The 25,769-nt window shown below is 36.2% G+C and carries 22 protein-coding genes and 2 tRNA genes; 20 read left to right on the plus strand and 4 right to left on the minus strand.

The genetic code is table 11. The annotated features are described in order from the left end of the window. Positions 1-49 precede the first annotated feature (49 nt). The 9 genes from SJY37_RS15455 (at position 50) to SJY37_RS15495 (ending at position 11,504) form a co-directional block, all read left to right on the plus strand. Positions 50-121 (plus strand) — tRNA-Glu (locus SJY37_RS15455). A gap of 48 nt (positions 122-169) precedes the next feature. After that, positions 170-241: transfer RNA gene (locus SJY37_RS15460), tRNA-Glu, on the plus strand. Between the two features lie 30 nt (positions 242-271). Next, complete coding sequence (gene rpsT, locus SJY37_RS15465; RefSeq protein WP_013751623.1) at positions 272-523, plus strand: 30S ribosomal protein S20; 252 nt, start codon at positions 272-274, stop codon at positions 521-523. A gap of 227 nt (positions 524-750) precedes the next feature. Then, a complete protein-coding gene (gene rplS / locus SJY37_RS15470; protein WP_013751622.1) occupies positions 751-1,104 on the plus strand; it encodes a 50S ribosomal protein L19 in 354 nt (117 codons plus the stop codon). A 524-nt stretch (positions 1,105-1,628) separates the two neighbouring features. After that, positions 1,629-3,851, plus strand: coding sequence for an NADP-dependent isocitrate dehydrogenase (locus SJY37_RS15475; protein ID WP_298330734.1), 2,223 nt, complete (start codon positions 1,629-1,631; stop codon positions 3,849-3,851). 123 nt (positions 3,852-3,974) lie between these two features. Continuing rightward, complete coding sequence (locus tag SJY37_RS15480; RefSeq protein ID WP_379953330.1) at positions 3,975-6,353, plus strand: TonB-dependent receptor domain-containing protein; 2,379 nt, start codon at positions 3,975-3,977, stop codon at positions 6,351-6,353. Between the two features lie 4 nt (positions 6,354-6,357). Continuing rightward, positions 6,358-7,251: a DUF4249 domain-containing protein gene (locus SJY37_RS15485; RefSeq protein WP_379953331.1), complete on the plus strand. Its 894-nt coding sequence runs from the start codon at positions 6,358-6,360 to the stop codon at positions 7,249-7,251. Between the two features lie 84 nt (positions 7,252-7,335). Further along, positions 7,336-9,036: a M23 family metallopeptidase gene (locus tag SJY37_RS15490; RefSeq protein ID WP_379953332.1), complete on the plus strand. Its 1,701-nt coding sequence runs from the start codon at positions 7,336-7,338 to the stop codon at positions 9,034-9,036. Beyond that, the gene (locus SJY37_RS15495; RefSeq protein ID WP_379953333.1) at positions 9,033-11,504 is read left to right on the plus strand and encodes a carboxypeptidase-like regulatory domain-containing protein; all 2,472 of its coding nucleotides are present in this window, start codon (positions 9,033-9,035) and stop codon (positions 11,502-11,504) included. Before SJY37_RS15490 ends, SJY37_RS15495 begins: the two co-directional genes overlap by 4 nt. A 1-nt stretch (position 11,505) precedes the next feature. Here the strand turns inward: SJY37_RS15495 and SJY37_RS15500 are convergent, their stop codons facing one another. Then, the gene (locus SJY37_RS15500; protein ID WP_379953334.1) at positions 11,506-12,663 is read right to left on the minus strand and encodes a cysteine desulfurase family protein; all 1,158 of its coding nucleotides are present in this window, start codon (positions 12,661-12,663) and stop codon (positions 11,506-11,508) included. Positions 12,664-12,858: 195 nt separating this feature from the next. Here SJY37_RS15500 and SJY37_RS15505 point away from each other — a divergent pair, with 195 nt between their 5' ends. Continuing rightward, positions 12,859-13,779 carry a hypothetical protein gene (locus SJY37_RS15505; protein ID WP_298330716.1) on the plus strand — a complete coding sequence of 307 codons (921 nt, stop codon included), beginning with the start codon at positions 12,859-12,861 and terminating at the stop codon, positions 13,777-13,779. 1 nt (position 13,780) lies between these two features. On the opposite strand, the gene SJY37_RS15510 is transcribed toward SJY37_RS15505, so the two are convergent. Next, on the minus strand, positions 13,781-14,320 hold the full coding sequence (locus SJY37_RS15510; protein WP_379953335.1) for a Smr/MutS family protein: 540 nt from the start codon (positions 14,318-14,320) through the stop codon (positions 13,781-13,783). A gap of 142 nt (positions 14,321-14,462) precedes the next feature. Here SJY37_RS15510 and SJY37_RS15515 point away from each other — a divergent pair, with 142 nt between their 5' ends. Genes SJY37_RS15515 through SJY37_RS15525 form a run of 3 tightly spaced genes read left to right on the plus strand, consistent with a single transcriptional unit; the run spans position 14,463 to position 17,255 of the window. Further along, positions 14,463-16,607, plus strand: coding sequence for a T9SS type A sorting domain-containing protein (locus SJY37_RS15515; RefSeq protein WP_379953336.1), 2,145 nt, complete (start codon positions 14,463-14,465; stop codon positions 16,605-16,607). A gap of 9 nt (positions 16,608-16,616) precedes the next feature. Further along, positions 16,617-16,892: a DUF2752 domain-containing protein gene (locus tag SJY37_RS15520; protein ID WP_379953338.1), complete on the plus strand. Its 276-nt coding sequence runs from the start codon at positions 16,617-16,619 to the stop codon at positions 16,890-16,892. A 27-nt stretch (positions 16,893-16,919) separates the two neighbouring features. Continuing rightward, positions 16,920-17,255 carry a CCC motif membrane protein gene (locus SJY37_RS15525; RefSeq protein WP_379953340.1) on the plus strand — a complete coding sequence of 112 codons (336 nt, stop codon included), beginning with the start codon at positions 16,920-16,922 and terminating at the stop codon, positions 17,253-17,255. 121 nt (positions 17,256-17,376) lie between these two features. Here SJY37_RS15525 and rocD read toward each other — a convergent pair whose 3' ends face one another. Next, on the minus strand, positions 17,377-18,660 hold the full coding sequence (gene rocD / locus SJY37_RS15530; protein ID WP_379953341.1) for an ornithine--oxo-acid transaminase: 1,284 nt from the start codon (positions 18,658-18,660) through the stop codon (positions 17,377-17,379). Positions 18,661-18,873: 213 nt separating this feature from the next. Here rocD and SJY37_RS15535 point away from each other — a divergent pair, with 213 nt between their 5' ends. The 4 genes from SJY37_RS15535 to SJY37_RS15550 all read left to right on the plus strand — a co-directional run bounded on the left by SJY37_RS15535 (position 18,874) and on the right by SJY37_RS15550 (position 22,804). Further along, positions 18,874-20,040 carry a mechanosensitive ion channel gene (locus SJY37_RS15535; RefSeq protein WP_379953343.1) on the plus strand — a complete coding sequence of 389 codons (1,167 nt, stop codon included), beginning with the start codon at positions 18,874-18,876 and terminating at the stop codon, positions 20,038-20,040. 161 nt (positions 20,041-20,201) lie between these two features. Next, complete coding sequence (gene rlmD, locus SJY37_RS15540) at positions 20,202-21,614, plus strand: 23S rRNA (uracil(1939)-C(5))-methyltransferase RlmD (protein ID WP_379953345.1); 1,413 nt, start codon at positions 20,202-20,204, stop codon at positions 21,612-21,614. 1 nt (position 21,615) lies between these two features. Continuing rightward, positions 21,616-22,119, plus strand: coding sequence for a DUF6452 family protein (locus tag SJY37_RS15545; RefSeq protein ID WP_379953346.1), 504 nt, complete (start codon positions 21,616-21,618; stop codon positions 22,117-22,119). Next, positions 22,082-22,804 (plus strand): DUF6048 family protein, encoded by a 723-nt coding sequence (locus tag SJY37_RS15550; RefSeq protein WP_379953347.1) that lies wholly within the window; start codon positions 22,082-22,084, stop codon positions 22,802-22,804. The genes SJY37_RS15545 and SJY37_RS15550 overlap by 38 nt, the downstream gene beginning before the upstream one ends. 25 nt (positions 22,805-22,829) lie before the next feature. Here SJY37_RS15550 and SJY37_RS15555 read toward each other — a convergent pair whose 3' ends face one another. Then, complete coding sequence (locus SJY37_RS15555) at positions 22,830-23,981, minus strand: class I SAM-dependent RNA methyltransferase (protein ID WP_379953369.1); 1,152 nt, start codon at positions 23,979-23,981, stop codon at positions 22,830-22,832. Between the two features lie 82 nt (positions 23,982-24,063). Here SJY37_RS15555 and SJY37_RS15560 point away from each other — a divergent pair, with 82 nt between their 5' ends. From SJY37_RS15560 to SJY37_RS15570, 3 genes are all read left to right on the plus strand, one after another. After that, complete coding sequence (locus SJY37_RS15560; RefSeq protein ID WP_379953348.1) at positions 24,064-24,732, plus strand: ZIP family metal transporter; 669 nt, start codon at positions 24,064-24,066, stop codon at positions 24,730-24,732. After that, the gene (locus SJY37_RS15565) at positions 24,732-25,160 is read left to right on the plus strand and encodes a DUF4268 domain-containing protein (RefSeq protein ID WP_379953349.1); all 429 of its coding nucleotides are present in this window, start codon (positions 24,732-24,734) and stop codon (positions 25,158-25,160) included. The genes SJY37_RS15560 and SJY37_RS15565 overlap by 1 nt, the downstream gene beginning before the upstream one ends. A gap of 207 nt (positions 25,161-25,367) precedes the next feature. Then, the gene (locus SJY37_RS15570; RefSeq protein WP_379953350.1) at positions 25,368-25,706 is read left to right on the plus strand and encodes a hypothetical protein; all 339 of its coding nucleotides are present in this window, start codon (positions 25,368-25,370) and stop codon (positions 25,704-25,706) included. The last annotated feature ends 63 nt before the right edge of the window (positions 25,707-25,769 follow it).

Below are 25,769 nucleotides of genomic sequence, written 5' to 3' on the forward strand. Positions count from 1 at the left end.
ATCTAGAAAAATGTTTATTTTTGCATCCGCAATTTAAGCGATTGTTCTAGGCCCGTTCGTCTATCGGCTAGGACGCATGGTTTTCATCCATGTAAGAGGGGTTCGATTCCCCTACGGGCTACACATTTTGAATACATAAATTCTGAAGGTAACACTTCAGAATTTTTCTGGCCCGTTCGTCTATCGGCTAGGACGCATGGTTTTCATCCATGTAAGAGGGGTTCGATTCCCCTACGGGCTACAATTTTTATAATTACTAGAAAAAACAATAATGGCAAATCACAAGTCAGCTTTAAAGAGAATTAGAAGCAACGAAGCTAAGCGTCTTAGAAATCGTTACCAACACAGAACGACTCGTAACGCGATCAAAAGACTACGCGATATGACTGAGCAGAAAGATGCACAGGCTTTATATCCAGCTGTAGCTTCTATGATTGACAAGTTAGCTAAGCGTAATATCATTCATGATAACAAAGCAGCTAACCTAAAATCTAAGCTTGCAAAGCACGTAGCAGCGCTATAATAGCACTACGATTATGATATACAGAGAACTTCTATATTTCTATAGGGGTTCTTTTGTTATTTAAGAAGTAGATAAGTATAACTTACGCTTTCGCGAAAGCAAAACCTCTCTACTACTTTTACATATTAAGATTAATACCGCAAGAAATTCTTGCAACTGATTAGGCTAACCTCTGACGATATTCGTGAATGTTGCCCTAACGTAAAACCACTTTAATATCCATAGAAATGGAAGATTTAGTAAAATTCGTACAAGACGAATTCATCCCAAAAAATGATTTCCCAACTTTTTCAGCAGGAGATACAATTACTGTATTTTATGAAATTAAGGAAGGTGAAAAAAGTAGAACACAGTTCTTTAGAGGAGTTGTGATTCAATTAAGAGGAACTGGAAGAACTCAAACATTTACAATCCGTAAAATGTCTGGTACTGTTGGTGTGGAACGTGTATTCCCACTTAACCTTCCTGCAATCCAAAAGATTGAAATAAACAAGAAAGGTATTGTACGTCGTGCACGTATCTTTTACTTTAGAGGTCTTACTGGTAAGAAAGCTCGTATTAAAGAAAGACGTGGCGCTTAAGCTACCACAATATATTATCAAAAAGCTCCATCATAACGATGGAGCTTTTTTTTTGGATTTATGTTAGCATAAAAACATCTTACAAGAGATGAAAATTAAGCGTATATCTACCACTCAGCTTAGAATAAGACAGGTTAATTAATCAAGTCAAATACTGTTATCATCTTTCTCACTAATTAGAATCTCCATCTAGTCGTTGATAAGAAATATCAAAGCCACTGCCCTTCTCCTCAAACTAAACTCCTCTGCTCATATGCTACACAACAAACACAGATACTAGTATTAGCATCTTGTTACACAACCAAAATCAACACCATCTTATACTTTATATAACTTCAAAAAAGTATTATTCATCTACTTTAAATGCTTAAATGAATTTAATGTATAGTTAAATACAATATTCTTAATAATTCTGAGTGTATTCGCGCACCTAAGCATTGCAAGTAACCTTAGTGATTTGGTATATTTGCTAGGCTCGACTTACGAGTGATTTTCAATAGATTTACTAAACAAATACCTTCTAAATGGCGACAGAAAAGACCACTATAAAGTATACACTTACGGATGAAGCTCCTATGCTTGCGACGCATTCATTCCTCCCTATTATAAAACGTTTTACCCAGTCTTCTAATATTGACATGGAGCTAGTGGATATTTCTCTAGCTGGTCGTATCGTTGCAAATTTCCCAGACAACCTTACGGAAGATCAAAAACAAGAAGATGCATTGCTTGCGCTAGGAGAACTAGCAAAGCAACCAGAAGCAAATATTATCAAACTTCCAAACATCTCTGCCTCTATACCTCAGCTTACGGCTGCTATAAAGGAATTACAAAGTGATGGATACGATATTCCAGATTTTCCAGAAGAGCCAAAAACTGACGAGGAGAAATCAATACGTGCTAGATATGCAAAAGTATTAGGTAGTGCTGTAAACCCAGTATTACGTGAAGGTAACTCAGACCGTAGAGCTCCTAAGCCAGTGAAGCAATATGCGAGAAACAACCCACACAGTATGGGCGCATGGAGTGCAGATTCTAAAACACATGTTTCGACAATGTCTCATGGAGACTTTAGAAACAATGAAAAATCTGTTACTATTCAAGAAGCTGGAAATGTTCGCATTGAACATGTAGCTACAGATGGAACTATTACTATTCTTAAAGCTAATACACCAGTACTAGCAGAAGAAATTATAGACGCTTCCCTCATGGAGAAGAAAGCTTTAATTTCTTTCCTTGAAGAGCAAGTAGTAGATGCAAAAGAGAAAAACATCCTTTTCTCCCTTCACATGAAGGCGACTATGATGAAGGTTTCTGACCCTAAAATATTTGGACACGCAGTACGTGTGTTTTTTGCACCAGTATTTGAGAAGTACGGAGCTACTTTTGATAAATTAGGAGTAGATGTAAATAATGGATTTGGAGACTTAGTTTCTAAAATTGACGAATTACCATCTTCAGAAAAAGAAGAAATCCTTGCTGCTATAAAAGCTTGTTATGATGCAAGACCAGATCTTGCAATGGTAAATTCTGATAAAGGAATTACAAACCTACACGTTCCTAGTGATGTTATTATTGATGCATCTATGCCAGCAATGATACGTGCATCTGGACAAATGTGGAATGCAGAAGGAAAACAACAAGACACAAAAGCGGTAATTCCAGATAGTAGTTATGCTGGGGTTTTCCAAGAAACGATAGATTTCTGTAAAAAACATGGAGCTTTTGACCCTACAACAATGGGTACAGTTCCTAACGTAGGTCTTATGGCTCAAAAAGCCGAAGAATATGGATCTCACGACAAAACTTTTGAAATACCAGCAGCTGGAGTAGTACGTACAGTAGATGACGCTGGAAATACACTAACAGAACACAAGGTAGAAGAAGGAGATATCTGGAGAATGTGCCAGGTAAAAGATGCTCCTATACGTGACTGGGTTAAGCTTGCCGTAAGTCGTGCAAGAGCGACTGGTGTACCAGCTATATTCTGGTTAGATCAAGAGAGAGCTCATGATGCACAACTTATCAAGAAAGTAAATCTTTACCTTAAAGATCACGATACTGATGGTCTTGATATACAAATCATGTCTCCTGTACTTGCTACACGTTTCTCTTTAGAACGTATCAAGAATGGACAAGACACTATCTCTGTAACAGGAAATGTACTTCGTGATTATAACACAGATTTATTCCCTATTCTAGAAGTAGGAACTAGTGCAAAGATGCTATCTATCGTTCCTCTTATGAATGGTGGAGGTTTATTTGAAACTGGCGCTGGAGGATCTGCTCCTAAGCATATCCAGCAGTTTCTAGAAGAGGGTCACCTGCGTTGGGATTCTCTTGGAGAATTCTTAGCACTAGCAGTATCTCTAGAGCATGTAGCAACTAGCCGTGGTAATGATCGTGCTCAAGTTCTTGCAGACACGCTGGATGAAGCGACAATTAAATTCTTAGAAAATAGAAAGTCTCCTTCTCGTAAAGTAAACGAGCTAGATAACCGTGGTAGTCACTTTTATCTTGCACTTTACTGGGCACAAGGCCTTGCTGCACAGACTGTAAATGCTGACCTAGCTTCAGAGTTTGCACCTATAGCAAAAACCATGGAAGAAAACGAGCATACGATTATTAACGAACTAAATGCCGCACAAGGTGAGCCTCAAAATATAGATGGTTATTACAGCGTAAGCAGTGAGAAAACATTTGCAGCCATGAGACCTAGTGCTACATTTAATGCAATTATTGATTAGATTATAACGCTTTCGCGAAAGCGTACAAAATCACTTAAAAGCCTCTTCTAAACAGAAGAGGCTTTCATTTTTTTTAACAAGTTTAATTAAAGAATTGTGGTTAGCTTTACTCAAAACTATAACATGAAAAAGTTCTTTACTTTACTCTTTCTCATAGGGGTTACTCAACTTTCACTGGGACAAGAAAAGTATACACTAAGTGGAACAATCACCGATAACTCAAGTAATGAAACCTTAATTGGTGTGAGTATCCTATTTCCGGAATTAAGCGATGGCGTAGTGACAAATTCTTATGGATTCTATTCCATAACGCTACCCGAAGGAACCTATCAATTACAAGTAAGCTATCTAGGATTTAAAGATGTAATTGAGACTGTTAATCTTACAAGTGATATACGTCGCAATTTTAAACTAACACCTTCTGAAGAGCTACTCAATGAAGTTATCTTAGAAGAAAAAGTAGAACGAGTACGTATACGCAAACCCCAAATGAGTGTAAACGCTTTAAGTTCGGCTACTATTAAACAAATTCCCGTAGTACTAGGAGAGGCAGATGTTATTAAAGCGATTTTATTACTCCCTGGAGTTACAAGTGCTGGCGAAGGTGCCTCTGGATTTAACGTGCGCGGTGGTGCGGCAGATCAAAATTTGATACTTCTTGATGAGGCTACCATATTCAACTCCTCTCACCTCTTTGGATTTTTCTCAGTGTTTAACCCTGATGCGATTAAAGATTTAAAGCTATATAAAGGCGGAATCCCTGCACGTTATGGTGGTCGCGTCTCTTCTGTACTAGATATTTATCAAAAAGAAGGTAATAGCAAAAATGTAAAAGTAAGCGGAGGAATAGGCGCTGTAGCAAGTAGATTACTTGTAGAAGGACCTATTGTAAAAGACAAAGCTGCGTTTCTACTAGGAGGAAGAGCATCATATGCTCATTTATTTTTACCCTTATTTGATATAGACAACAAGGCATACTTTTACGACCTCAACACTAAGATTAACTATAACATAAACGACAACAATAGTCTATATCTTTCTGGATACTTCGGTAGAGACCTCTTTAGTATAGATGACAGTTTTAAAAATGTCTATGGAAATGCCGTAGGAAACTTACGATGGAATCACATCTTTTCTGATAAATTATTTTCTAACGCCTCCCTGATTTATAGTGACTATTATTATGGTTTAGATCTTGACTTTGTAGGATTTGAGTGGAACTCAGGCATCAACAACATTAACCTCAAGTATGATCTTACTCATTACTTAAATGATAAGATGAAGATTTACTCTGGGATTAATAATCTATACTACACATTTAATCCTGGACGTATAAAACCTAATGGACCAGATTCTGGCATTATAGAAGAGCAACTCACAAAGAAGTATGCAAATGAGTTTGCTGCATACGTAGATGTTGAGCACAAACTATCTAAAGACTTCACTGTGGAGTACGGGTTACGTTATAGTAATTTTACTCGTCTTGGTCAAGATGAGATTAATATATATAGAGATAATCAACCTGTCACTTTTGATCCGTTTCTATTGATTTATAAAAGTGAAGATCCTATTGAAACAAACACTTCTTTATCAAGAAGTGATAAACTAGCTACCTTTAACTCACTAGAGCCACGTATCGCTGCATCTTATGCGTTTAATGACGACACTTCTATAAAAGCAAGTTACACGCGACTAGTTCAATATCTTCATTTATTATCAAATACAAGCTCCCCTACTCCTCTAGACATATGGACTCCTAGTGGGCAATTTGTACAACCTCAAAAACTAGATCAATATGCTTTGGGATATTTTAAGAATTTTGAAGTAAAAGACACAGAGTACACCCTAGAAACTGAGGCTTTTTATAAAAATATAGATGGTAGAGTAGATTATATTGATGGCGCACAACTTATCGCAAATGATGCCATCGAGCAGGTAGTATTACAAGGTGAAGCAAGAGCTTACGGCCTAGAGTTCTTATTGAGAAAAAATGATGGTGACCTTAAAGGATTTATAGCATACACGCTCTCAAAATCTGAGCAACGTACTCCGGGCAGAAATGAGAATGAGCTAGGTATAAATAGAGGGCAGTGGTATAACACTCCTTATGACAAAACTCATGACATCTCTATGAATCTAAGCTATGAGCTCAGTAAGAAGTGGAAATTTGGTAGTAACTTTCTTTTTCAAACAGGACAGCCTACAAATTTCCCTGTAGGACAATTTGAGTTTCAAGGAATAGTAATCCCAACATATGGTCCTCGCAATGAACAACGATTGCCATCTTACCATAGACTAGACTTAAGCGCTACACTAACTCCTAGTGCAAATGAAGGTCGCTCATGGAAATCCGAGTGGGTTTTTAGTCTTTATAATGCCTATAATCGTCGAAATGCTGCTTCAATTAACTTTAGGCAAAATGCAGAAACTGGAAACAATGAAGCTATTAGAACTTCTATTTTTGGGGCAATACCAGCAGTAACTTATAATTTCAAATTTTAAGAATATGAAATATTTATTTTCCATACTCGTACTGCTTTTCATCGCTACTTCTTGTGAAGATGTAGTAGATGTAGATCTAGAAAATGAAGCACCAAGACTTATAGTAGATGCACTTATTAGAATTGATACAGCACAAAATCTAACAGATGCAACCATAAAGGTTTCTTTATCATCTTCATTTTTTGGAGCTATTGAGCCTGCCTCAGTAGAAAATCTAGAATTAAGAAAAGAAGACGATGGCAGCACTGTTCCCTATGAAGCTATTCCTGGGTCACCTGGACTGTATCGCCCTTTCAGCACGACAACTTCTCCTGTGTCAGACAATAAAATTGTCACTAACTGGCTCATAGATGATAGTGAGTTTCTATTATATGTAACCTACCAAGATCAACTATACCTAGCAAGAACTTCATTTGCGCCTTCTTCTCCTATTGATTCTGTCACTCAGGGCGATGGAGGACTATTTGACGAAGATGATAAAGAAGTGATTATTGCATTTACAGATATTGAAGCTCAAGAAAACTATTATCTTTTTGATTTCGGCTTTAATGAATTCTTACCTACGGAAGATCGTTTTTATGAGGGACAACAATTTGAGTTCTCTTATTTTTATGATGCAGAAGATACTGGTATTGCAACGGGAGACGAAGTAAACATTAGTATTCTGGGAGCTACAGAAGACTTTTTCAACTACATGAATGGTCTCGTAGAACAAAGTCAGCAGGGAGATAATGGACCTTTTCAAACTCCTACCGCCACCGTAAGAGGAAACTTTCTTAATGTAACTGACATAGATAACATAGACCAGTTTGATAACGTAAACAGACCAGATGCTTTTATCTTAGGCTACTTCTCGTTATCACAAGAATTTACAACCAGCTTCGTTATAGAAGAGTAATTTTCTTTTTACGCTTTCGCGAAAGCGTACTAATAACATACATCTAGATTTTATTTTATTACTTGATTACCTACATTAGCCTTTATGATTAAAAGTATTTTATCCTTTACATTATTTATAGTAACAAGCACGCTTCTATTCTCACAGCAAGATATACCTCAAGACTATTTTGTTAATCCGCTGGACGGTCAGCTTGTCCTTGCCGGAAGTTTTGGAGAATTGAGGAGTAATCACTTTCATAGTGGTTTAGATTTAAAAACACAAAGAAGAGAAGGACTTCCAGTTTATGCATCGGCGGCTGGTACGGTTACACGCATTAAGATATCGCACTACGGTTATGGGAAGGCCATTTATGTTACTCATCCTAATGGATACACTACCGTTTACGGACACCTGCAAAAATTCTGTGATGAAATAGAAGAATTTGTAAAAAATGCACAGTATAAAAAAGAAAGCTTTGAGATAGAGCTTTTCCCTAAAAAAGGCGAACTAGAAATTGGTCAAGGTGAAATTCTAGCATATAGTGGTAATACTGGAAGCAGCGGCGGACCGCATTTACATTTTGAAATAAGAGATGCAAATGAACGCCCTATGAATCCGTTTTTATTTGGACTTACAGCGAAAGACACGCGTAAACCTACTATTAATGAGCTACGCGCGTACCCTGTAGGAGAAAATGCATCTATTAATCAAAATGCAAGTCCAGTGTCTGTGAGACTCACACAAAAACCTGATGGCAGCTACCTCGCCGAAAATCTCAATGCATATGGAGAAATAGGATTTGCAATAGGTACCATAGACCAACAAGATTTAGCCAATAATAAAAATGGTATTTATGCCATTACCACAGCTGTTAATGGTCAAGAAAACTTTGAAGTAACTATGGATAAATTTTCATTTGCAGAGACTCGCTACCTCAACCGAATGATTGATTATAGTCTCTACAAGGACAAGCGTAAAAGAGTTCAAAAATTATTTATAGAAAAAAACAACCCTTTAAGTATCTACACTAAGCAAGTGGATAATGGTGTGCTGAATATAGGAGATAGTCTCTCTTATCAATATCAAATAAATGTGCGTGACTATGCAGGTAATAACGTAATCATTAACGTACCTATCACTGGTAAAAAAGAAACGATAACACCTGCTGACAGAAAAGGGATAGAAGATTATGTCTATAGTGATCAAGGATACACGTATAATGATGGCAAATTTGAAGTTTATATACCAAAGGGAGCGTTATACGAAGATACTTTTCTCAACTTAAGAACAGAGGGGGATAAACTTACACTGCACGAAGATCTAGTACCAGTGCATAAGAATATTGCTATCTCTTATGACTTGTCTAGTTATAATGAAGAAGACCGCGATAAGCTATATTTAGGTAGAATAGGATACAAAGGAGACGTGTATTATAGCAACACAAGAATTAAGGATAATAAGCTACAGATAAGTACTCGTATACTAGGCGACTATACAATAGGAAAAGATACGGATTCACCAATCGTAAAAGCTGTGAATATTACAAAGGGAAAATGGATGTCTAAATACAGATATCTCAAATTTGAAATAACAGATCTTACTAGCGGCATTAAAGGCTATAGGGCTACTGTAAATGGAAAGTATATTCTACTCGAGTATGACCCAAAGACTAAGCTCCTTACTCATGACTTTAATGACAATGTGGTAACAGACACAGAAAACAACTTAAAACTGATTGTAACTGACAATGTGGGAAATAACACTACATTTGAAACTACTTTCTTTAGAAAATCTGCCTTTTGAAAAACAACTACCTACTCCTACTATTTATACTTCTAGTCACAACTGCTACTAGTCTAGCGCAAACCGCAACTATACGCGGTATTGTGGTTGATGATAGAAATACTCCGGTTCCTGGGGTTTCTGTTTCTTATGGAACGGATGGAACAACTACAAATGATAATGGTTTTTACATACTAGAAATACCTTCTGGTGAGAAACTAACTATAAACTTTACCTATGTAGGTTTTAAGAAAATATCGCAACCTTTTAACCTCTCTCCTAATGCTGAAGTGGAGTTTAATCCAGTGTTAAAAGCAGACGTAGAGCAGCTAGGAACAGTAATTATAACCGCAACAACACAACAACGCGTTGAGGGTGTTGTTACCATATCTCCAGAAGTTATTAGAAAAACACCCGGAGCAAACGCTGGGGTAGAAAATTTATTAAAATCCTTACCAGGTGTAAGCAACAATAACGAATTAAGTACACAATACTCTGTACGTGGTGGAAACTTTGATGAGAACCTTGTATATGTAAATGAGATTGAAGTATACAGACCTTTCTTAGTAAGATCTGGACAACAAGAAGGATTGAGTTTTGTAAATAGTGATCTTGTTCAAAATGTGGCATTTAGTGCCGGTGGCTTTCAGGCAAAATATGGAGACAAATTATCCTCTGTTTTAGATATAAGCTATAGGAGACCTACAGGTTTTGCAGCTAGTGTAGACGCAAGTTTACTAGGAGGAAGTATCTCTGGTGAGGGAATCACAAAAGACGGACGTTTTACAGCACTAGCAGGAGTACGTTATAGAGACAATAGCTTGCTTGTAGATGCAAAGCAGACAGAAACAAATTTTAGACCTCGCTTTTTTGACGCACAGACCTTTTTGACCTATAAGTTTTCAAATAAATTCCAATTGGACTTTCTAGGTAATATTGCTGTAAACAAATACGATTATGAGCCACTTACAAGGCAGACTAATTTTGGAACCTTAGCAGATCCTATAGCGCTTATTGTTTTTTATGAAGGCCAAGAAAAAGATAAGTATGAGACCTACTTTGGAGCATTAAAAGGAACCTACGAGCTTAATGAGCATACTGCTCTAAAGCTATTAGGCTCTGCATATCACACACAAGAACAAGAGTATTTTGACATTTTTGCAAATTACCGTTTGGGAAGACCTAACACTAATATAGGAGATGAAAATCTAGGAGAAGTAGAATTTACTCAAGGTATAGGGTCTCAACTTACTCATGCACGTAATGATCTTGATGCGCTCTTTATTAATCTGGAGCACAAAGGAACCTACTTAAAAAATGATGATCAGATAGATTGGGGAATTAAATATACTAGGGAGGATATACGCGACCGTCTCGAAGAATATGAAGTAATAGATTCGGCTGGCTTTTCAATTAGACCTCCCATAGGTAATTTTATAAACCAGCAACCTTATGAAGCTTTTGACGCTCCTCTTGAACCCTTTACAAATATCAGAGCTAGAAATGATGTACAAATAGACCGCATCTCTGCTTATGGTCAATACAGTAAAAGAATAGATTGGGGAGAACGTGAAGTGTGGATTAATGTAGGAGTACGGGCACAACAATGGACAGTAAGTGGTGAAGGCATAGAAAGCAATACACAAAGGATTGTGAGCCCTAGAGCTCAAATTAGCTTAAAACCTGGCGGGAATGAGGATATGATTTTTAGACTTTCAGGAGGGCTTTATGCACAACCTCCCCTTTATCGTGAGTTAAGAGATTCACTAGGTCAAGTACGCCCACAAGTAAAAGCTCAAAAATCTTATCATATTGTAGCTGGACACGATTGGAGCTTTAATATGTGGAAGCGTCCTTTTAAACTAGTTACAGAAGCTTACTACAAAGGACTTACAGACGTAAATCCATATACGTTAGAAAATGTACGTATACGATATAGAGCTACTAATAATGCTACTGCTCGATCGTACGGTCTTGATACAAGACTTAATGGAGAGTTTGTGCCAGGAACTGAGAGTTGGATAAGCTTGGGTGTATTACGCACAGAAGAAAATATAGATAATCAAGGTTACATACCTCGACCTACAGACCAGCGATTAAAGGTTGCTTTCTTATTTCAAGATTATGCCCCGAGCATACCAAGCCTTAAATTATATATCAATATGGTGTATCAAACAGGGCTCCCTGGAGGATCCCCAAGTTATGCAGATCCATATCAATTTGCGGAGTTACCGAGATTACGAGATTACTTTAGATCAGATATAGGTATAAATTATGTAATCACAGACGCAACAAAACCGTACCCAAAAAGACACTGGCTTCATGTATTTAAAGATTTAACGGCAGGGTTTGAAATCTATAATATTTTTGATAGACAAAACTCGATTACAAATACCTTTGTAAGAGATGCTAGTACGAGACAACAATTTGCAATCCCTAACTTTCTATCACCTAGGGTATTTAATATAAGAATGTCTGCAAAGTTCTAAACTAAGCAGGAACGCCTTCTAGAAATTCTTTTAAGATATGGATTACATAATCCACGTCGGCTTTGGTGTTATATTTTGAGAATGAAAATCGCACACTAGGCTTTCCTAAATCTTCTCCAGATAGAATTTCTTGTAACACATGTGAGCCTTTATCGCTACCACTTTGACAAGCACTTCCTTTAGAACAAGATATGCCTTTCATATCTAGTTGAAATAATAGTAAAAGTGCTTTTTCTGAGGCTATAGGTAAACAAACATTAAGTAAGGTGTACGTACTTTTTTCTGAGTTAGAACAATTACCGTTAAGCTTAGCTTCAGGAATTTCTTCTTGTAGCCTTTCGGCGAAATAGTCTTTTATACCCTTCACATAAGCGCTTTCCTCTTCAAGATTTTTATAAGCATACTCCATTGCCGTTTCTAATCCTGCAATATTATGAACTCCTTCTGTTCCAGCTCTTAATCCTCTTTCTTGAGAACCTCCATAAATTAAAGGTCGTAGGCCACTATTTTTTCTCACAAAGGCAAACCCTACTCCTTTAGGACCGTGAAATTTGTGAGCAGCTGCGGCAATATAATCTACAGGTATCTTCTGTAGGTCTATATTATAATGACCTATACTTTGTACCATGTCACTATGCACTAATGCTCCATATGACTTACACATAGTCGCCACAGCTTCTATATCAATCATATTACCTACTTCATTATTAACATGCATTAAACTCACAAGCGTTTTCTCTTCACTCGATCTTAGCATTTCTTCTAGATGCTTCTCATCTGGTGTCCCACAGTTCTTGAGGTTTACATACTCTAATTTGATGTTATTAGTACGTGCTGCCTCTTCGGCTGCATGAAGTACAGCATGGTGCTCGATGCGCGAAGTAATTATGCGTTGTATTCCTAAATCGCGTGCTGCGCTATTTATTACAAGGTTATCTGCTTCTGTACCACCAGAAGTGAAGAATATTTCTCCAGCAGATACATTTAGAATCTTAGCTACTGTCTTACGAGCATTTTCTACAATACTTTTAGCACTGCGACCTACAGCATGTGTAGAGGATGGATTTCCAGAAACATCACGCATTACTTGCATAATACGGTCAAGTACTTCCTCTCTTATTTGCGTGGTGGCTGCGTTATCAAAATAAACCTTAGACATAAGCGTTACTCATTAGGGATTTGCGTACAAAAATAACCAAAATAACTCGAGACTGCTCGATAGGTGCCTATTTGGTTATTAGAATTTGCAGAGCTGAACGACAATTCTAATAGCTGCTTTTTAAAAAGTAAATAACATTTTCGCGAAAGCGTATTTCAATCACTTTGCCCTATTTTTGCACTAAACATTATAACTATGAAGAAGCTCACGCTTTTACTTGCTCTTATATTTTTGATCGTGTCATGTGATGACGGCGACGTTATTGTTACGGAACTTGATTTTGACGATGTTGAGTTACAACGATGTGAGAATGTAAGTGATGTTACTAACTATGTGTTTTATAAAACTAAGTCTAGCACTAATGAGGCGCTTGCTTTACAATTTGAAACAGATGAGCCTTTATTTGAAGAGGTAAATACTTCATATTCTATATTACTTTCTGGAACAGATCAATACTCATACCGCGTATTTAATGGAGATCCAAGCAATTACTTTTGTAATGCGATACCGCCTACAAGTCCTTTAGTTCAAGAAGAGTTTATAAGTACAGATGGTCTGGTAGAAATATTTTCTAGCGGTACAGAAAGCGACGCAGATGCTATACCTACAGAAATAGAAGACCCTACACTTTTACTAGATACAGATCTTGACGGAATTCTTGATTACTTAGATTTTGATGATGATGGAGATAATGTACCTACTAGACTTGAGGGTGTAGTTTTAAATGAAGATGAGACAGCGATAGATTTGATGTTATCCCGCGATACAGACGGAGATATGATTCCAGATTATCTTGATGACGACGATGATGGCGATGGGATTCTTACAAGAAACGAAGACCTAAACAGAGACTTAAACCCAAATAATGATAAATCTGATCTTGATTTTCCAACAGTTCCAGATTACTTAAACCCAAATATAACTGTAGAAACTGTTGTAGACGTCTATCGTGAAAACGAATACTTTATATCAGATTTAACGCTAGATATCACGATTACTAATACAGTACTTATTAACCCTGCTAACCAGGAAGAATTGCGAAATGAGACATTACAACTACTAGGAACATACTCCGCAGGTGATGTTTCAATAAAAGATACCCCAGTGTTTAATTAAATTACGTATTCTGAAAAATATAGACTTCGGTAGCTCCTACTCCATACTTCTGAAAATCCGCATCATAAAACCTAAGATTATCATACCTACGAAGTAGTGTGTAGAGCTCCTCACGGAGCACTCCTTCTCCCACTCCATGTATGAAAACCATCTTAGGGATACGCTTTTTGATAGCAAATTCTAATTGTCTGGTTGCAGTATCGAGTTGAACGGTAAGAATTTCATAATTACTCATACCGCGTTCCCTATCGACTAACTTATGGATATGTAAATCCACCTCAAACATGGGAGCATTGCGCTCTTTAGGATTTACCTTTATTGCTTTCTTTCTTTTTGCCTCTTCTTTTTCTGAAATCACAGAATCTGGCACTACAGAAAGTGCTGCTCTCATACTCTTAGAAACTGCTGGTATAAGCTCGCTTTCGCGAAAATAGGATATAAAGCCATCCTCATCTTCTACCGAAACTTCATCATCTTTTATATACACCACAACGCCCTCAAAATCATCGTCTAACGCTTGCACTTGATCTCCTAATTTCATAAATTTACAGTCGAATAGGTTTTTAGTCGGTAAAAATATACAATCTATCGAAAATTAAGCAGAAAAGTATAGTGCTTAAGCTGTCCTATCTACATTTGACTAAGTTTGACCCCAAGTTATAACTAAGTGTAAAGTTTAAATTATGAAAAATCTACTCCTTGTAGCAGTACTCTCTCTAGGATTCTCTGCTCATGCACAACTTTTTGTGAAGCCTACAACCACAGATGCATCTTATGTTTTTGTAAACGATACTTTCATTTATGTTGAAAACGATGTCGAATTGGAGTCTAATAGAACTCTCGCAAATGGCACAACTGAAGGTATACCTAATATTGCGCTGCGAAACAACGCCCAGCTCCTTCAAGGAGAAGGAACTGTTAGTAAAATTAATAAAGGAACGGGAGAAATATCAATCTTTCAAGAAGGTACGGTAAACAACTTTGATTATAATGTATGGGGCTCTCCAGTTGGAATTTCTCGTAATGGAGCAAACTCTCCTGCTCCTGATGGAAATGGAGTATTTTCTTTTAAAGATGGATCAAGTGGATTTATTGAGAGTGTTTTTTTCTTACCGACTTCTGTAACTATTAGTAACCCTGCACTTGGTATATCTGGATTTGATGGAGTGGTTAGTCCAAACACTCTACAAATTGCAAATTATTGGCTATGGTCATATAAATCTGGTACAAATTACGGTGCTTGGGATCATATTACAAATACTGGAGAACTAGATGCTGGTTATGGCTTTACGATGAAAGGTGTATCGGGAACAGATGCAACTGAGATTGCAACAGAAATTGGTCAATTGCAAAATAACCCTGGTAATGCACAACGTTACGATTTTAGAGGAAGACCAAACAATGGCGATATTAATATAGAAGTGGGACCAACATTAGACCCTTCATCACCTGTACAAACATTAGTAGGAAATCCATACTCATCTTCATTAGACCTCAATTATTTTTTACTACAAAACTCTAGAGCCTCTGGTGATCCCGTTACATACTCTGAAAATGTAGGAGGTGAAAACGTAAGCTTTACTAGAAAAAGTGTGATTAATGGAATGGCCTACTTTTGGGATAGTAATCCAGCTGTGATGTCTCATTACTTAGTAGATTATCAAGGAGGTTACGGTACATACTCGCCATTAGGTTCACTTAACAGTAATGGATTATATATGAATGCTGTATTTTATATGTATGATGAAAGTGGAGCTCAAATACCGGGAAGTGATACAGATACTTCAAATCCACAAGTAGCTATATCTTATGAAAGAAGATTTTCACCAGTGGGTCAAGGCTTTTTTGTGACAGGCGCCGAAGTACAAGATGAAAGTACTCCAGGAGTTCCAGAATTAATTTCTTTTAATAATAGCCAGAGAGTATTTGTACGAGAGGGAAATAATTCTGATTTTAGATCTTCACAATCATCTCAAAATGAAGAGCAAACCCCAGGAGTAGGAGTATCTGTATATTATCCAGATGTAAATAATCTGGGTGTTACAAGTCACATAAAATTATCAGCTGGAATCAATGACACATATTCACGAGAACTGGGAATTGCTTTCTTAGACAACGCTACAGAAGGTTATGATGTCGCAATGGATGCACCAACTGTCGACAACTTAGGGTCAGACGTTGCTTTTGTAATTGAAGATGTTAACAACTACGTAATCAATGCTGTACCAAAAGATGAATACCAATGGATTCCTTTATCTATAAAAGCTTCAGGACCTACAGAATTTAAGTTTGCAGTACACTACACAGAAGCATTTGAGTACAACAATGTTTTCTTAGTTGATATGGAAACAGAATCATATCATTCTATCCTAGGTGAAGAAGTTCTTATGATGCTTGAGGATGGTGTTTATGATGATAGATTCTTTATTCGTTTTACTACATCAGCATCGCAAGAGGAAGATGAAACTACTGAGGAAGAAGAAACAACTGAAGAGGAGACAACAGATAATACTGATGTAGCAGATGAAACTGTTGACATAGCGGTAAACGAACAAGATCCATTTATTGAAGAGAGCGTTCTTGAATCTTTTACCATTATACAGAACAACATTAACAACCAACTTGAAATTTATAACCCAAATAATATTGTTGTTGAGGATGTAACTTTATTTGATCTATCTGGAAAAAAGATCTTTAATGAAATAAACCTAGGTGGCCAGAGTGAATATACTTTTCCTACAAGAAACTTGGCAACAGGAATATATGTAGTTAAATTTACAACTCGTGATGGCCTTACAAAAGGTCGTAAAATTAGTATCGTAAATTAAAAGACACCTATGGATCAATACATGTTGCCCTGCCTGAATAAAAAATATTTAGGATTTGAATGTATGGGCTGCGGTATTCAAAGATCCATTTCTCTCCTTTTTAAAGGAGAATTTATAGAAGCATTTTACATGTACCCAGCAATCTATCCTTTGATAGCATTGTTGGGTTTTTTAATGCTCAATCAGTTTACAAATTTAAAATTTGCAAATAAAGGTGTAATATTTTTAGCTATATTGACGGTCGCTACTATCATCATTAGCTACACAATAAAAATGACTAACTAATCAATTAACTAAACATCAAACATTAAAATGGAAAATCGTAAACTGCCTAATGTAACCATATCTCTAGTATTAGGGATTGTATCATTCATAGCTTGCTGCTTCTCTTGGGGAATAGGAGGAGTTCTACTCTCTGGAATAGGCTTATTTTTAGCAAACAAAGACAAGAAAACATACTTACTATCACCTGATAGCTATGATAATTATGGACAGCTTAAAACTGCAAGAATTATCGCTATTATTGGTTTAGTTTTAGGTGTGCTGACACTATTAATGATAGTTATAATGCTCGTTATGTTCGGAGGAATGGAAGGTTTACAAGAATGGCAACAACAACAAATGGAACAAGCTGGAATGGCATCATAGTTGTTCTATACAACAAACACATAAACACGTCTCACGACGTGTTTTTTTTGCCAAATCATGAAAGCAAAAAAGCCGTTAGGATTCATAATCCTAACGGCTTTATATTTTAAATCAAAAAGATCTACTTTTCAAACTGCTTAAGTGTGTTGATAATAATATCAGTACACTCTAATAATTGTTTTTCATTCATTACTAATGGTGGAGCAAAACGAATAATGTTACCATGTGTTGGTTTTGCAAGAAGTCCATTATCACGAAGCGCTATACATATATCCCAAGCCGTTGAGCTATCTTCTGTATCGTTAATCACTACTGCATTTAATAAACCTCGACCACGCACTAAAGTTGCGATAGAACTTGAATCTACAAACTCCTGCATCTTCTCACGGAAAATTGTTCCTAGTTTACGAGCGTTCTGTATAAGGTGTTCATCCCTTACAACTTCTAATGCCGCTGTTGCTACTGCTCCAGCAATAGGATTTCCACCAAAGGTAGAACCATGCTGCCCTGGCTTTATAACCTCCATGATGTGATCATTTGCTAGCACGGCAGATACTGGATAAGCTCCACCAGAAAGTGCTTTTCCTAATATTAAAATATCAGGTTGTGCATAGGTATCCTCTTGCTTCTCACAATGAGACTCACAAGAACAATTACCACAAACTGCGAGTAAACCACCAGTTCTTGCAATTCCTGTTTGAATTTCATCAGCTATAAAAAGTACTTCATGCTTATTACACAAAGCTTGCGCCTTACGCATATAATCATCTGCTGGAGTATACACACCTGCTTCGCCTTGGATAGGTTCTACTAGAAAACCTGCAATATTTTTATGTGACTTAAGAGCATTTTCTAGCGCATCAACATCATCATAAGGTATTTTAATAAATCCTGGAGTATATGGTCCGAAGTTTTTACGAGCACCTTCATCGTTAGAAAAAGAAATTATGGTCGTTGTTCTTCCGTGAAAGTTATTTTCACATACAATAATCTGAGCTTCATGCTCTTCTACACCTTTTTTCTCGTAAGCCCATTTTCGCGCAAGCTTTATAGCTGTCTCTACAGCCTCTGCTCCCGTATTCATAGGTAATAGCTTATCAAAGTCAAAATACTCTGTAGCGTATTTTTCGTACGGTCCTAAGGTATCGTTGTAAAACGCACGCGAAGTAAGCGTAAGTGTTTTTGCTTGTTCTGTCATTGCATTTACAATGCGTGGGTGACAGTGTCCCTGGTTTACAGCAGAATAAGCAGATAGAAAGTCGTAGTATTTTTTTCCTTCTACGTCCCACACATAAACGCCTTCTCCCTTACTTAAAACCACAGGAAGTGGGTGATAATTGTGTGCTCCATGCTTGTCTTCTAGTGCAATTGCCTCTTGTGAAGAAAGTTGATCAACAGTGGCCATAATAATAATATTTTAAAAATAGTAATCTACAATTCCTAATTTGTGCTTAAAGCTAGAGGTAAGAAATCAACCCCATAAAACGTATATGCTTAAATTAATGTATTACATCGAAAAAACAAAACACTTAATCGATATAATTACATGATAAGTGAAATAAAGTAGTCTTCACTTACAGACAGTTTACTTTTGAAAAAACTAAAATAATTAATCAAAATGAACTATCTCAACGATTTACTAAGAAACTTAACGAGCGGTGATTATCTAATCAATGCGCTTATTGCAATACTACTACTTATAGTTGGTATTTTTATAGCAAAACTACTCAAAAAACTCACCGCAAATATTATTAAAAAGAGTGGCCTTGACGAAAAGCTAAAGAGTGAGAATATCACACTGTCGAAATTCATATCAAAACTAGTATACCTACTTGTTATGATATTTGTATTTACTCTTGTACTAGGACGATTAGGACTTACATCTGCGTTAGATCCTCTTAAAAATATGCTTGATGATTTCCTAGGCTTCATACCTAAAATTGTAGGTGCTGGTCTTGTAGGCTACATTGGTTATATGCTGGCCACTATTATTGCTGAGTTTGTTGGAATGTCAGGAGATACTATTCGTAAATTTCTTCCAAAATTAAAAATTTCAACCAAGATTGATGTTGTAAATATTTTAAAGAAGATAGTATTTATTTTTATTTTCATTCCATTACTTATAGTTGCTCTCAATATTTTAGGAATGGATGCTATTTCTATACCTGCTACTGAAATGCTATCGAGCTTTATGGAAGCTATTCCAAAAATTGCCACAGCAGCAATCATACTTATCGCCTTCACTATTGGTGCACGTTTCTTAAGTAGCCTTGTAAAGGATATTCTTAATGGTATGAATATGAATGAAACACTTCAAAAAATCCAATTAGATAAAATGGTTGGCAGTGTAAATGTGGTAAACCTCATAGGTAACATTGTGTATTTCTTTATTGTATTATTTGGTATCACTACAGCCGTAGAAAAACTTAAATTTAGCCAACTTTCAGAAATCCTAGCTACAGTAAATGTTTATGGTGGCAAGATTCTTTTTGGCCTCGTGATTTTAGTGATTGGTAATTGGATCGCTAGCATTGTATATAAAAATATGGCTGTAAAAGAAAATGCATTTTTGGCATCTATTGTACGCATGGCAATTATTGCTATATTTCTTGCAATAGGTCTTAACACGATGGGTATTGCAGATGAAATCATCAATCTTGCTTTTGGCCTTACATTAGGTACCATAGCACTCACCATAGTATTAAGTTTTGGACTAGGTGGACGTGAAGCTGCAGGTCATCATATGAAGAAAATCTTAAATAAATTTGACAATAAAGTTGACTAAACACTAATTAATTTTACTCTTAAGGCTACTTTTTAAATAAAGTAGCCTTTTTTTTGGCCCATGCTTATTACGTAGGTGCTATTCATACTGCGTAGATAGTACTTTATAAAAAACTACTTTTAATCAATTAAGGTTTTGATATAAGTCCTACTTTTGCGCCTATGGGAAGACGTAAACAGAACAGACAGGTTTTTGAAAATATTAGTGTAACAGATGCAGGTGCAAAAGGCAAAGCTATCGGCCACGCGCCAGATGGAAAAGTGATTTTCATTAATAACGCAGTGCCTGGTGATATTGTAAACGTACAAACTACAAAGAAACGTAAAGCTTATTACGAGGGAACTGCAACAGAGGTTTTAACGCTTTCGCGAAAGCGTACTCAACCTAAATGCGAACATTTTGATGCATGTGGTGGTTGCAAGTGGCAACACATGGATTATAAATTCCAACTAGAATACAAACAGCAAGAAGTAGAAAATAACCTGAAACGCTTGGGTAAAATAGAACTCCCTGAACTTACTCCAATCGCTGGAAGTTCAGAGCAATACTTTTACCGCAATAAAATGGAGTTTGGTTTTTCTGACTCAAAATGGCTTACACTTGAACAAATAAAAAGTGATGAAGTCATTGAAGATAGAAACGCCCTAGGCTTCCACATCGCTGGAATGTGGGATAAAATACTTGATATTGATAAATGTCATTTACAACGTGATCCTAGTAATGCCATACGTAATGGTATAAAAGAATTTGCAACTGCAAATAATATGGCATTTTATAATGCCCGTAATCAAGATGGACTCCTTCGTACATTAATGATACGCACATCATCTAATGGTGAGTTAATGGTTTTAGTTCAATTCTTTAAGGAAGAAACTGAGAATAGAGAATTACTCCTCAACTATATAAAAGACACTTGGCCAGAAATAACTTCGCTATTGTATGTAATAAATAGTAAAGGGAACGATACCATTTATGACCAAGAGGTTATATGCTTCTCTGGAAGAGATCATATTTTTGAAGAAATGGAAGGTCTTAAGTTTAAAATTAATGCCAAATCATTCTACCAAACGAATTCAAAACAAGCTTACGAGTTGTACAAAATTACACGTGACTTTGCTGGACTTAGTGGTAATGAGCTAGTGTATGACTTATATACTGGAACCGGTACTATTGCTCAGTTTGTAGCGAAGAAAGCTAGAAAAGTGATTGGTGTAGAAGCTGTCCCAGATGCAATTGAAGCAGCTAAGGAAAATGCAAAGCTTAATGGCATTGAAAATACAGAGTTTTTTGTGGGTGACATGAAGAAGGTATTCAATACAGAATTTATAAATGCCCATGGCGTTCCAGATATTATCATCACAGATCCCCCTAGAGATGGAATGCACGCAGACGTTGTACAGCAAATTATAAACATATCACCAGAAAAAGTGGTGTATGTGAGTTGTAACAGTGCAACACAAGCACGTGATCTTGCGTTATTAGATGACACCTACAAAGTAACTAAGGTTCAACCTGTAGATATGTTTCCTCAAACTCATCATGTTGAGAATGTAGTGTTGCTTGAAAAGAGATAATATGAAAAAGCTACTTTTAATATTAATAATAGGTGCCAGTTTTGGACAGAGTTCTTGCGAACGAGACGATATCTGTGCAGAGACTACTCCCACTACTCCATTACTTATTATTGAATTTTATGATGTTAATAATCCAACATTATTAAAAGCTCCTAATAATCTAACGGTATCAACAATTGTTAATGAAGAGGTAAACGAAGTGTTAGCGCTCGTAAACCTAGAGAGTATAGAGATTCCTTTACGTACAAATGACGAATTCACAACGTACTCATTTAGCATAAATACTGACGAAGATGATGAAGAAGAAGCCAATACTGATGTATTGAACTTCACATATACCGTCACAGATGAGTTTGTAAATAAAGCATGTGGCTTTAGAGTAGTATATGACGATTTACAAAATACAAATGATCCGCTACAAGATGGAGCATGGATACAAAATATAGATATTGAAAACTCAACGGTTAATGATCAAACTGAAGCACATATTTCTATTTTTCACTAGTATAATTCTCACCGTTTTCACTAGCTCTCTAAGAGCTCAAAAAACGCCTATAGAAAATACTGCTAGTGATTCTATCACTGCACCTACAGACTACTATGGCTTACGCCTTGGTGTGGATATATCTAAACCTATTAGATCTTTTCTTGACGATAATTATAAAGGACTAGAACTCGTTGCAGACTTTAGACTTAAGAAGAATTACTATGTTGCTGCAGAAATAGGTAACGAAACCTGGAACTCTGACCTCCCTAATCTTGAGAATACCACAAGCGGAAGTTATATTAAAGCAGGTTTTAATTATAATACCTATGAAAATTGGTTTGGGATGAACAATCTTATTTATGCAGGCGTTAGAGCCGGTTTCTCTAGTTTTAGTCAAGAGCTAGAGACTTATACAATCTATACCACTAATCCTGTATTTGGTGATGACACGAGGTCAGTAAGTCAAGAATTCAAAGGCCTTAATGCCACTTGGCTTGAACTCAAAATTGGCTTAGAGGTAGAGCTATTTAGCAACATTTACCTAGGGGTAAATGCACAATTGAAAAGAACTATTACAACTACAGACCCAGACGGCTACTCAAATTTATATATACCAGGGTTCGGAGAACTTACAGAAGGTACTCCTATAGGCGTAGGATATGGATATACACTATCATATCTTATCCCTATTTTCAAAAAGTAATTATTTACGCTTTCGCGAAAAAAGACTACTCCTCTTCCCTTTCTAGGTATTTACCTTTTTTGCTTCCCTCGTACATTTCATACTTGACAAGTCTACTCTCTAAACTACCATTGAAGCATTTAATTTTTCTACTCGGTCTAAGTCCTACATGTTTTAATGATTCCATATTTGATGTAATCATCCAAGCGTGAGATCCAGGATATCCAGATTTAAGAGTGTCTCCTATTTCTTTATAAAATTCTTCCATCTCAATAGGTAAACGTTCCCCATATGGTGGGTTAAATACCATCTGTAAGAAGTCATTCCCTTCCTTTTCTGTCTTAAAAAAATTCTCTTCTCTTATAGTAACGAAATCAGATAGCTGAGCATTCTTAACATTCTCTCTTGCTTTCTCTACAGCAGATGGAGCTTTATCATATCCAGTGATGGTGTACCTAAAATCTTTAACTCTTTTTAAAGCAGAGGCTTCTATAAGTTCAAAAAGATCTACGTCCCAATCACCCCATTTTTCGAAAGCAAATTCTTTTCTATTAAGATTTGCAGGAACATTACAAGCTATCATTGCCGCCTCTATACACATGGTACCAGAACCACACATAGGATCAAGGAAATCTGACTGTCCGTACCATCCACTCATCATTATTAGCCCAGCAGCAAGTGCTTCATTAATAGGAGCAATATTTGTAGCAGTACGATAACCTCTATGGTGAAGAGAAGCTCCACTACTATCTAAAGATAGCGTACACCAATTATCTTGTATATGTACATTGAGACGAAGGTCTGGATGCTTTGTATCCACATTAGGCCTTACGTTCTCTTCACGACGGAATTTATCTACAATCGCATCCTTGGTCTTAAATGAGATATACTGAGAATGGGTAAATGTAGAACCGCTTACGGTTGCATTTATTGCAAACGTAGTATTCACGTCCATATATTTACGCCAATTAATTCGCTGCATGCGACGATACAAGTCGTCTTCATTCATCACCCTAAACTCAGCAATAGGTTTTAAAATCTTGATAGCCGTACGGCAGCAAAGATTTGCCTTATACATAAAGCCTTTATCACCTTCAAAAGAAACATTACGTACGCCTATTTGCACATTACCAGCACCTAAAATACGTAGCTCTTCTGCTAATATATTTTCAAAGCCAAAAAACGTTTTGGCTACCATCTTAAAGTTTTGACTTGTCTCGCTCATATACCGCAAAAATACGTTAATTTTATCGCCTTAACACCGCAAAATACCTAACCATTTGTTAGCAATTATCTTACCCATTATCGCAGTTACTATTGGATTCACTATTGCGCTTATTTTTAAGCCTGTAGTAAATAATAGTATTAAGCTTTTGCTTTCATTTAGCGGCGCTTTTCTATTATCGGTTATCATTTTTGAATTTCTACCCGAAGTTTATAGTGAAAGCACAAATAATATAGGTATTTACATTATGGCTGGATTACTCGTTCAAATACTTTTAGAATTTGGTTCTAAGGGAGCTGAACACGGACACATGCATCATCAAGATCAAGGGAGCTTCCCTTTCTTACTATTCATAAGTTTATGTTTACACTCTGTAATTGAAGGTTTTCCCATTGCTGATAATCAGGATTTACTTTATGGAGTGGTCATCCACAAGATTCCAATTGCCATCATTATATCGGCGTTTTTATTTAACTCTAAAATGAGTTATCTAAAATCGGGTATATTTCTAGTTCTTTTTGGATTAATGACACCCATAGGAGCGTTTATGAAGTCTCAATTGATATTTCTACAACAATATAGCACCTATGTAAATGCATTTGTAGTAGGCGTACTATTGCACGTATCTACTACTATTCTATTTGAATCTTCAAAAGATCATCAATTTAATGCCTCAAAATTAGCCGTAATATTACTGGGTATAATAATAGCATACTTTTTATAATGTTCACAAGAGAAGAGTCTAAAGAAATACGAAAACAATTTTGGATTTTCTTCGGGAAGAGATATCCTAAGAAGTGGTTGTTGTATAATACTGGAGTCAAAGATTTAAATCTCAAGTTTGATTTTGATAATGACAAAGCTATAGTCTCTATAGATTCAGAATCTCGTGATGAAATAGATAGAACTTATTACTTCGATAAAATATTGAGTCTTAAAAACCTACTTCTGGACGAAGTATCTCAAAATATGATTTTTAATTCAGACTATATTCTAGAAAGTGGCAAGCTTATCTCAAGAGCATATATTAAATTAGAAGGTGTTAACATTCATAATAAGAATCACTGGCCACAGGTTTTTGATTTCATGTTTGAAAACATGTCCAAACTAGAACTCTTCTACATGGAATATCAGGATTTTATAAAATCCTAATAGAGCATCCTTTCAACACTAGTACAACCTTGATAGTCAAACTTTAGAATAGGAGTACAGCTTCTTACCTCCTTATTAGACATAATAACCATTGTTGTAAATCCTTCTAGATTTGACTATAGATTAATAGTAGACTAGTTATGGCATTCTATTTCACTAAATAATAAATCGCATATCTCGCTTTTAGCAAAAGACTTACCTCACTATTTGAATAATAGTGTAGAGATTTATGGATATCTGGTAACGGCAAAGAATACAGGTACCTCAAATGGTAATCGTATGTGCTTTGGAACCTTCTTAGATTATAACGGTGATTGGATAGATACTGTTCACTTTCCTCCTTCATTAAAGAAATACCCTATACAAGGTAAAGCAGTTTATAAGATAACTGGTAAAGTAGTAGCGGAGTTTGATTTTATCACTATTGAGGTATCAACATTAGAAAGACAGCATTATAGATCTGATACTAAAACTACGGCATTCTATAATCCAAAAGGAAGTCCAAAAGAGAGTCATAATCATAGCCCCTTTAAGCTTTTAAAGTAAAGTAAGGCAGTGGATTAACATTGATAAATCCCCATCCATATATAGCTTAAGATATTGAAGACA

This window comes from Dokdonia sp. R78006 (genome assembly GCF_042466145.1).
GTDB lineage: Bacteria > Bacteroidota > Bacteroidia > Flavobacteriales > Flavobacteriaceae > Dokdonia.

What these genes read in the sequence shown, in the direction of transcription:
- rpsT (WP_013751623.1), top strand. Translation starts at nt 272, where the DNA reads ATGGCAAATCACAAGTCAGCTTTAAAGAGAATTAGAAGCAACGAAGCT.
- SJY37_RS15475 (WP_298330734.1), top strand. Translation starts at nt 1,629, where the DNA reads ATGGCGACAGAAAAGACCACTATAAAGTATACACTTACGGATGAAGCT.
- rocD (WP_379953341.1), bottom strand. Translation starts at nt 18,660, where the DNA reads ATGGCCACTGTTGATCAACTTTCTTCACAAGAGGCAATTGCACTAGAA.
- SJY37_RS15565 (WP_379953349.1), top strand. Translation starts at nt 24,732, where the DNA reads ATGTTCACAAGAGAAGAGTCTAAAGAAATACGAAAACAATTTTGGATT.
- SJY37_RS15545 (WP_379953346.1), top strand. Translation starts at nt 21,616, where the DNA reads ATGAAAAAGCTACTTTTAATATTAATAATAGGTGCCAGTTTTGGACAG.
- SJY37_RS15555 (WP_379953369.1), bottom strand. Translation starts at nt 23,981, where the DNA reads ATGGTAGCCAAAACGTTTTTTGGCTTTGAAAATATATTAGCAGAAGAG.
- SJY37_RS15490 (WP_379953332.1), top strand. Translation starts at nt 7,336, where the DNA reads ATGATTAAAAGTATTTTATCCTTTACATTATTTATAGTAACAAGCACG.
- rlmD (WP_379953345.1), top strand. Translation starts at nt 20,202, where the DNA reads ATGGGAAGACGTAAACAGAACAGACAGGTTTTTGAAAATATTAGTGTA.
- SJY37_RS15550 (WP_379953347.1), top strand. Translation starts at nt 22,082, where the DNA reads ATGATCAAACTGAAGCACATATTTCTATTTTTCACTAGTATAATTCTC.
- rplS (WP_013751622.1), top strand. Translation starts at nt 751, where the DNA reads ATGGAAGATTTAGTAAAATTCGTACAAGACGAATTCATCCCAAAAAAT.
- SJY37_RS15480 (WP_379953330.1), top strand. Translation starts at nt 3,975, where the DNA reads ATGAAAAAGTTCTTTACTTTACTCTTTCTCATAGGGGTTACTCAACTT.
- SJY37_RS15515 (WP_379953336.1), top strand. Translation starts at nt 14,463, where the DNA reads ATGAAAAATCTACTCCTTGTAGCAGTACTCTCTCTAGGATTCTCTGCT.
- SJY37_RS15525 (WP_379953340.1), top strand. Translation starts at nt 16,920, where the DNA reads ATGGAAAATCGTAAACTGCCTAATGTAACCATATCTCTAGTATTAGGG.
- SJY37_RS15505 (WP_298330716.1), top strand. Translation starts at nt 12,859, where the DNA reads ATGAAGAAGCTCACGCTTTTACTTGCTCTTATATTTTTGATCGTGTCA.
- SJY37_RS15500 (WP_379953334.1), bottom strand. Translation starts at nt 12,663, where the DNA reads ATGTCTAAGGTTTATTTTGATAACGCAGCCACCACGCAAATAAGAGAG.
- SJY37_RS15510 (WP_379953335.1), bottom strand. Translation starts at nt 14,320, where the DNA reads ATGAAATTAGGAGATCAAGTGCAAGCGTTAGACGATGATTTTGAGGGC.
- SJY37_RS15520 (WP_379953338.1), top strand. Translation starts at nt 16,617, where the DNA reads ATGGATCAATACATGTTGCCCTGCCTGAATAAAAAATATTTAGGATTT.
- SJY37_RS15535 (WP_379953343.1), top strand. Translation starts at nt 18,874, where the DNA reads ATGAACTATCTCAACGATTTACTAAGAAACTTAACGAGCGGTGATTAT.
- SJY37_RS15485 (WP_379953331.1), top strand. Translation starts at nt 6,358, where the DNA reads ATGAAATATTTATTTTCCATACTCGTACTGCTTTTCATCGCTACTTCT.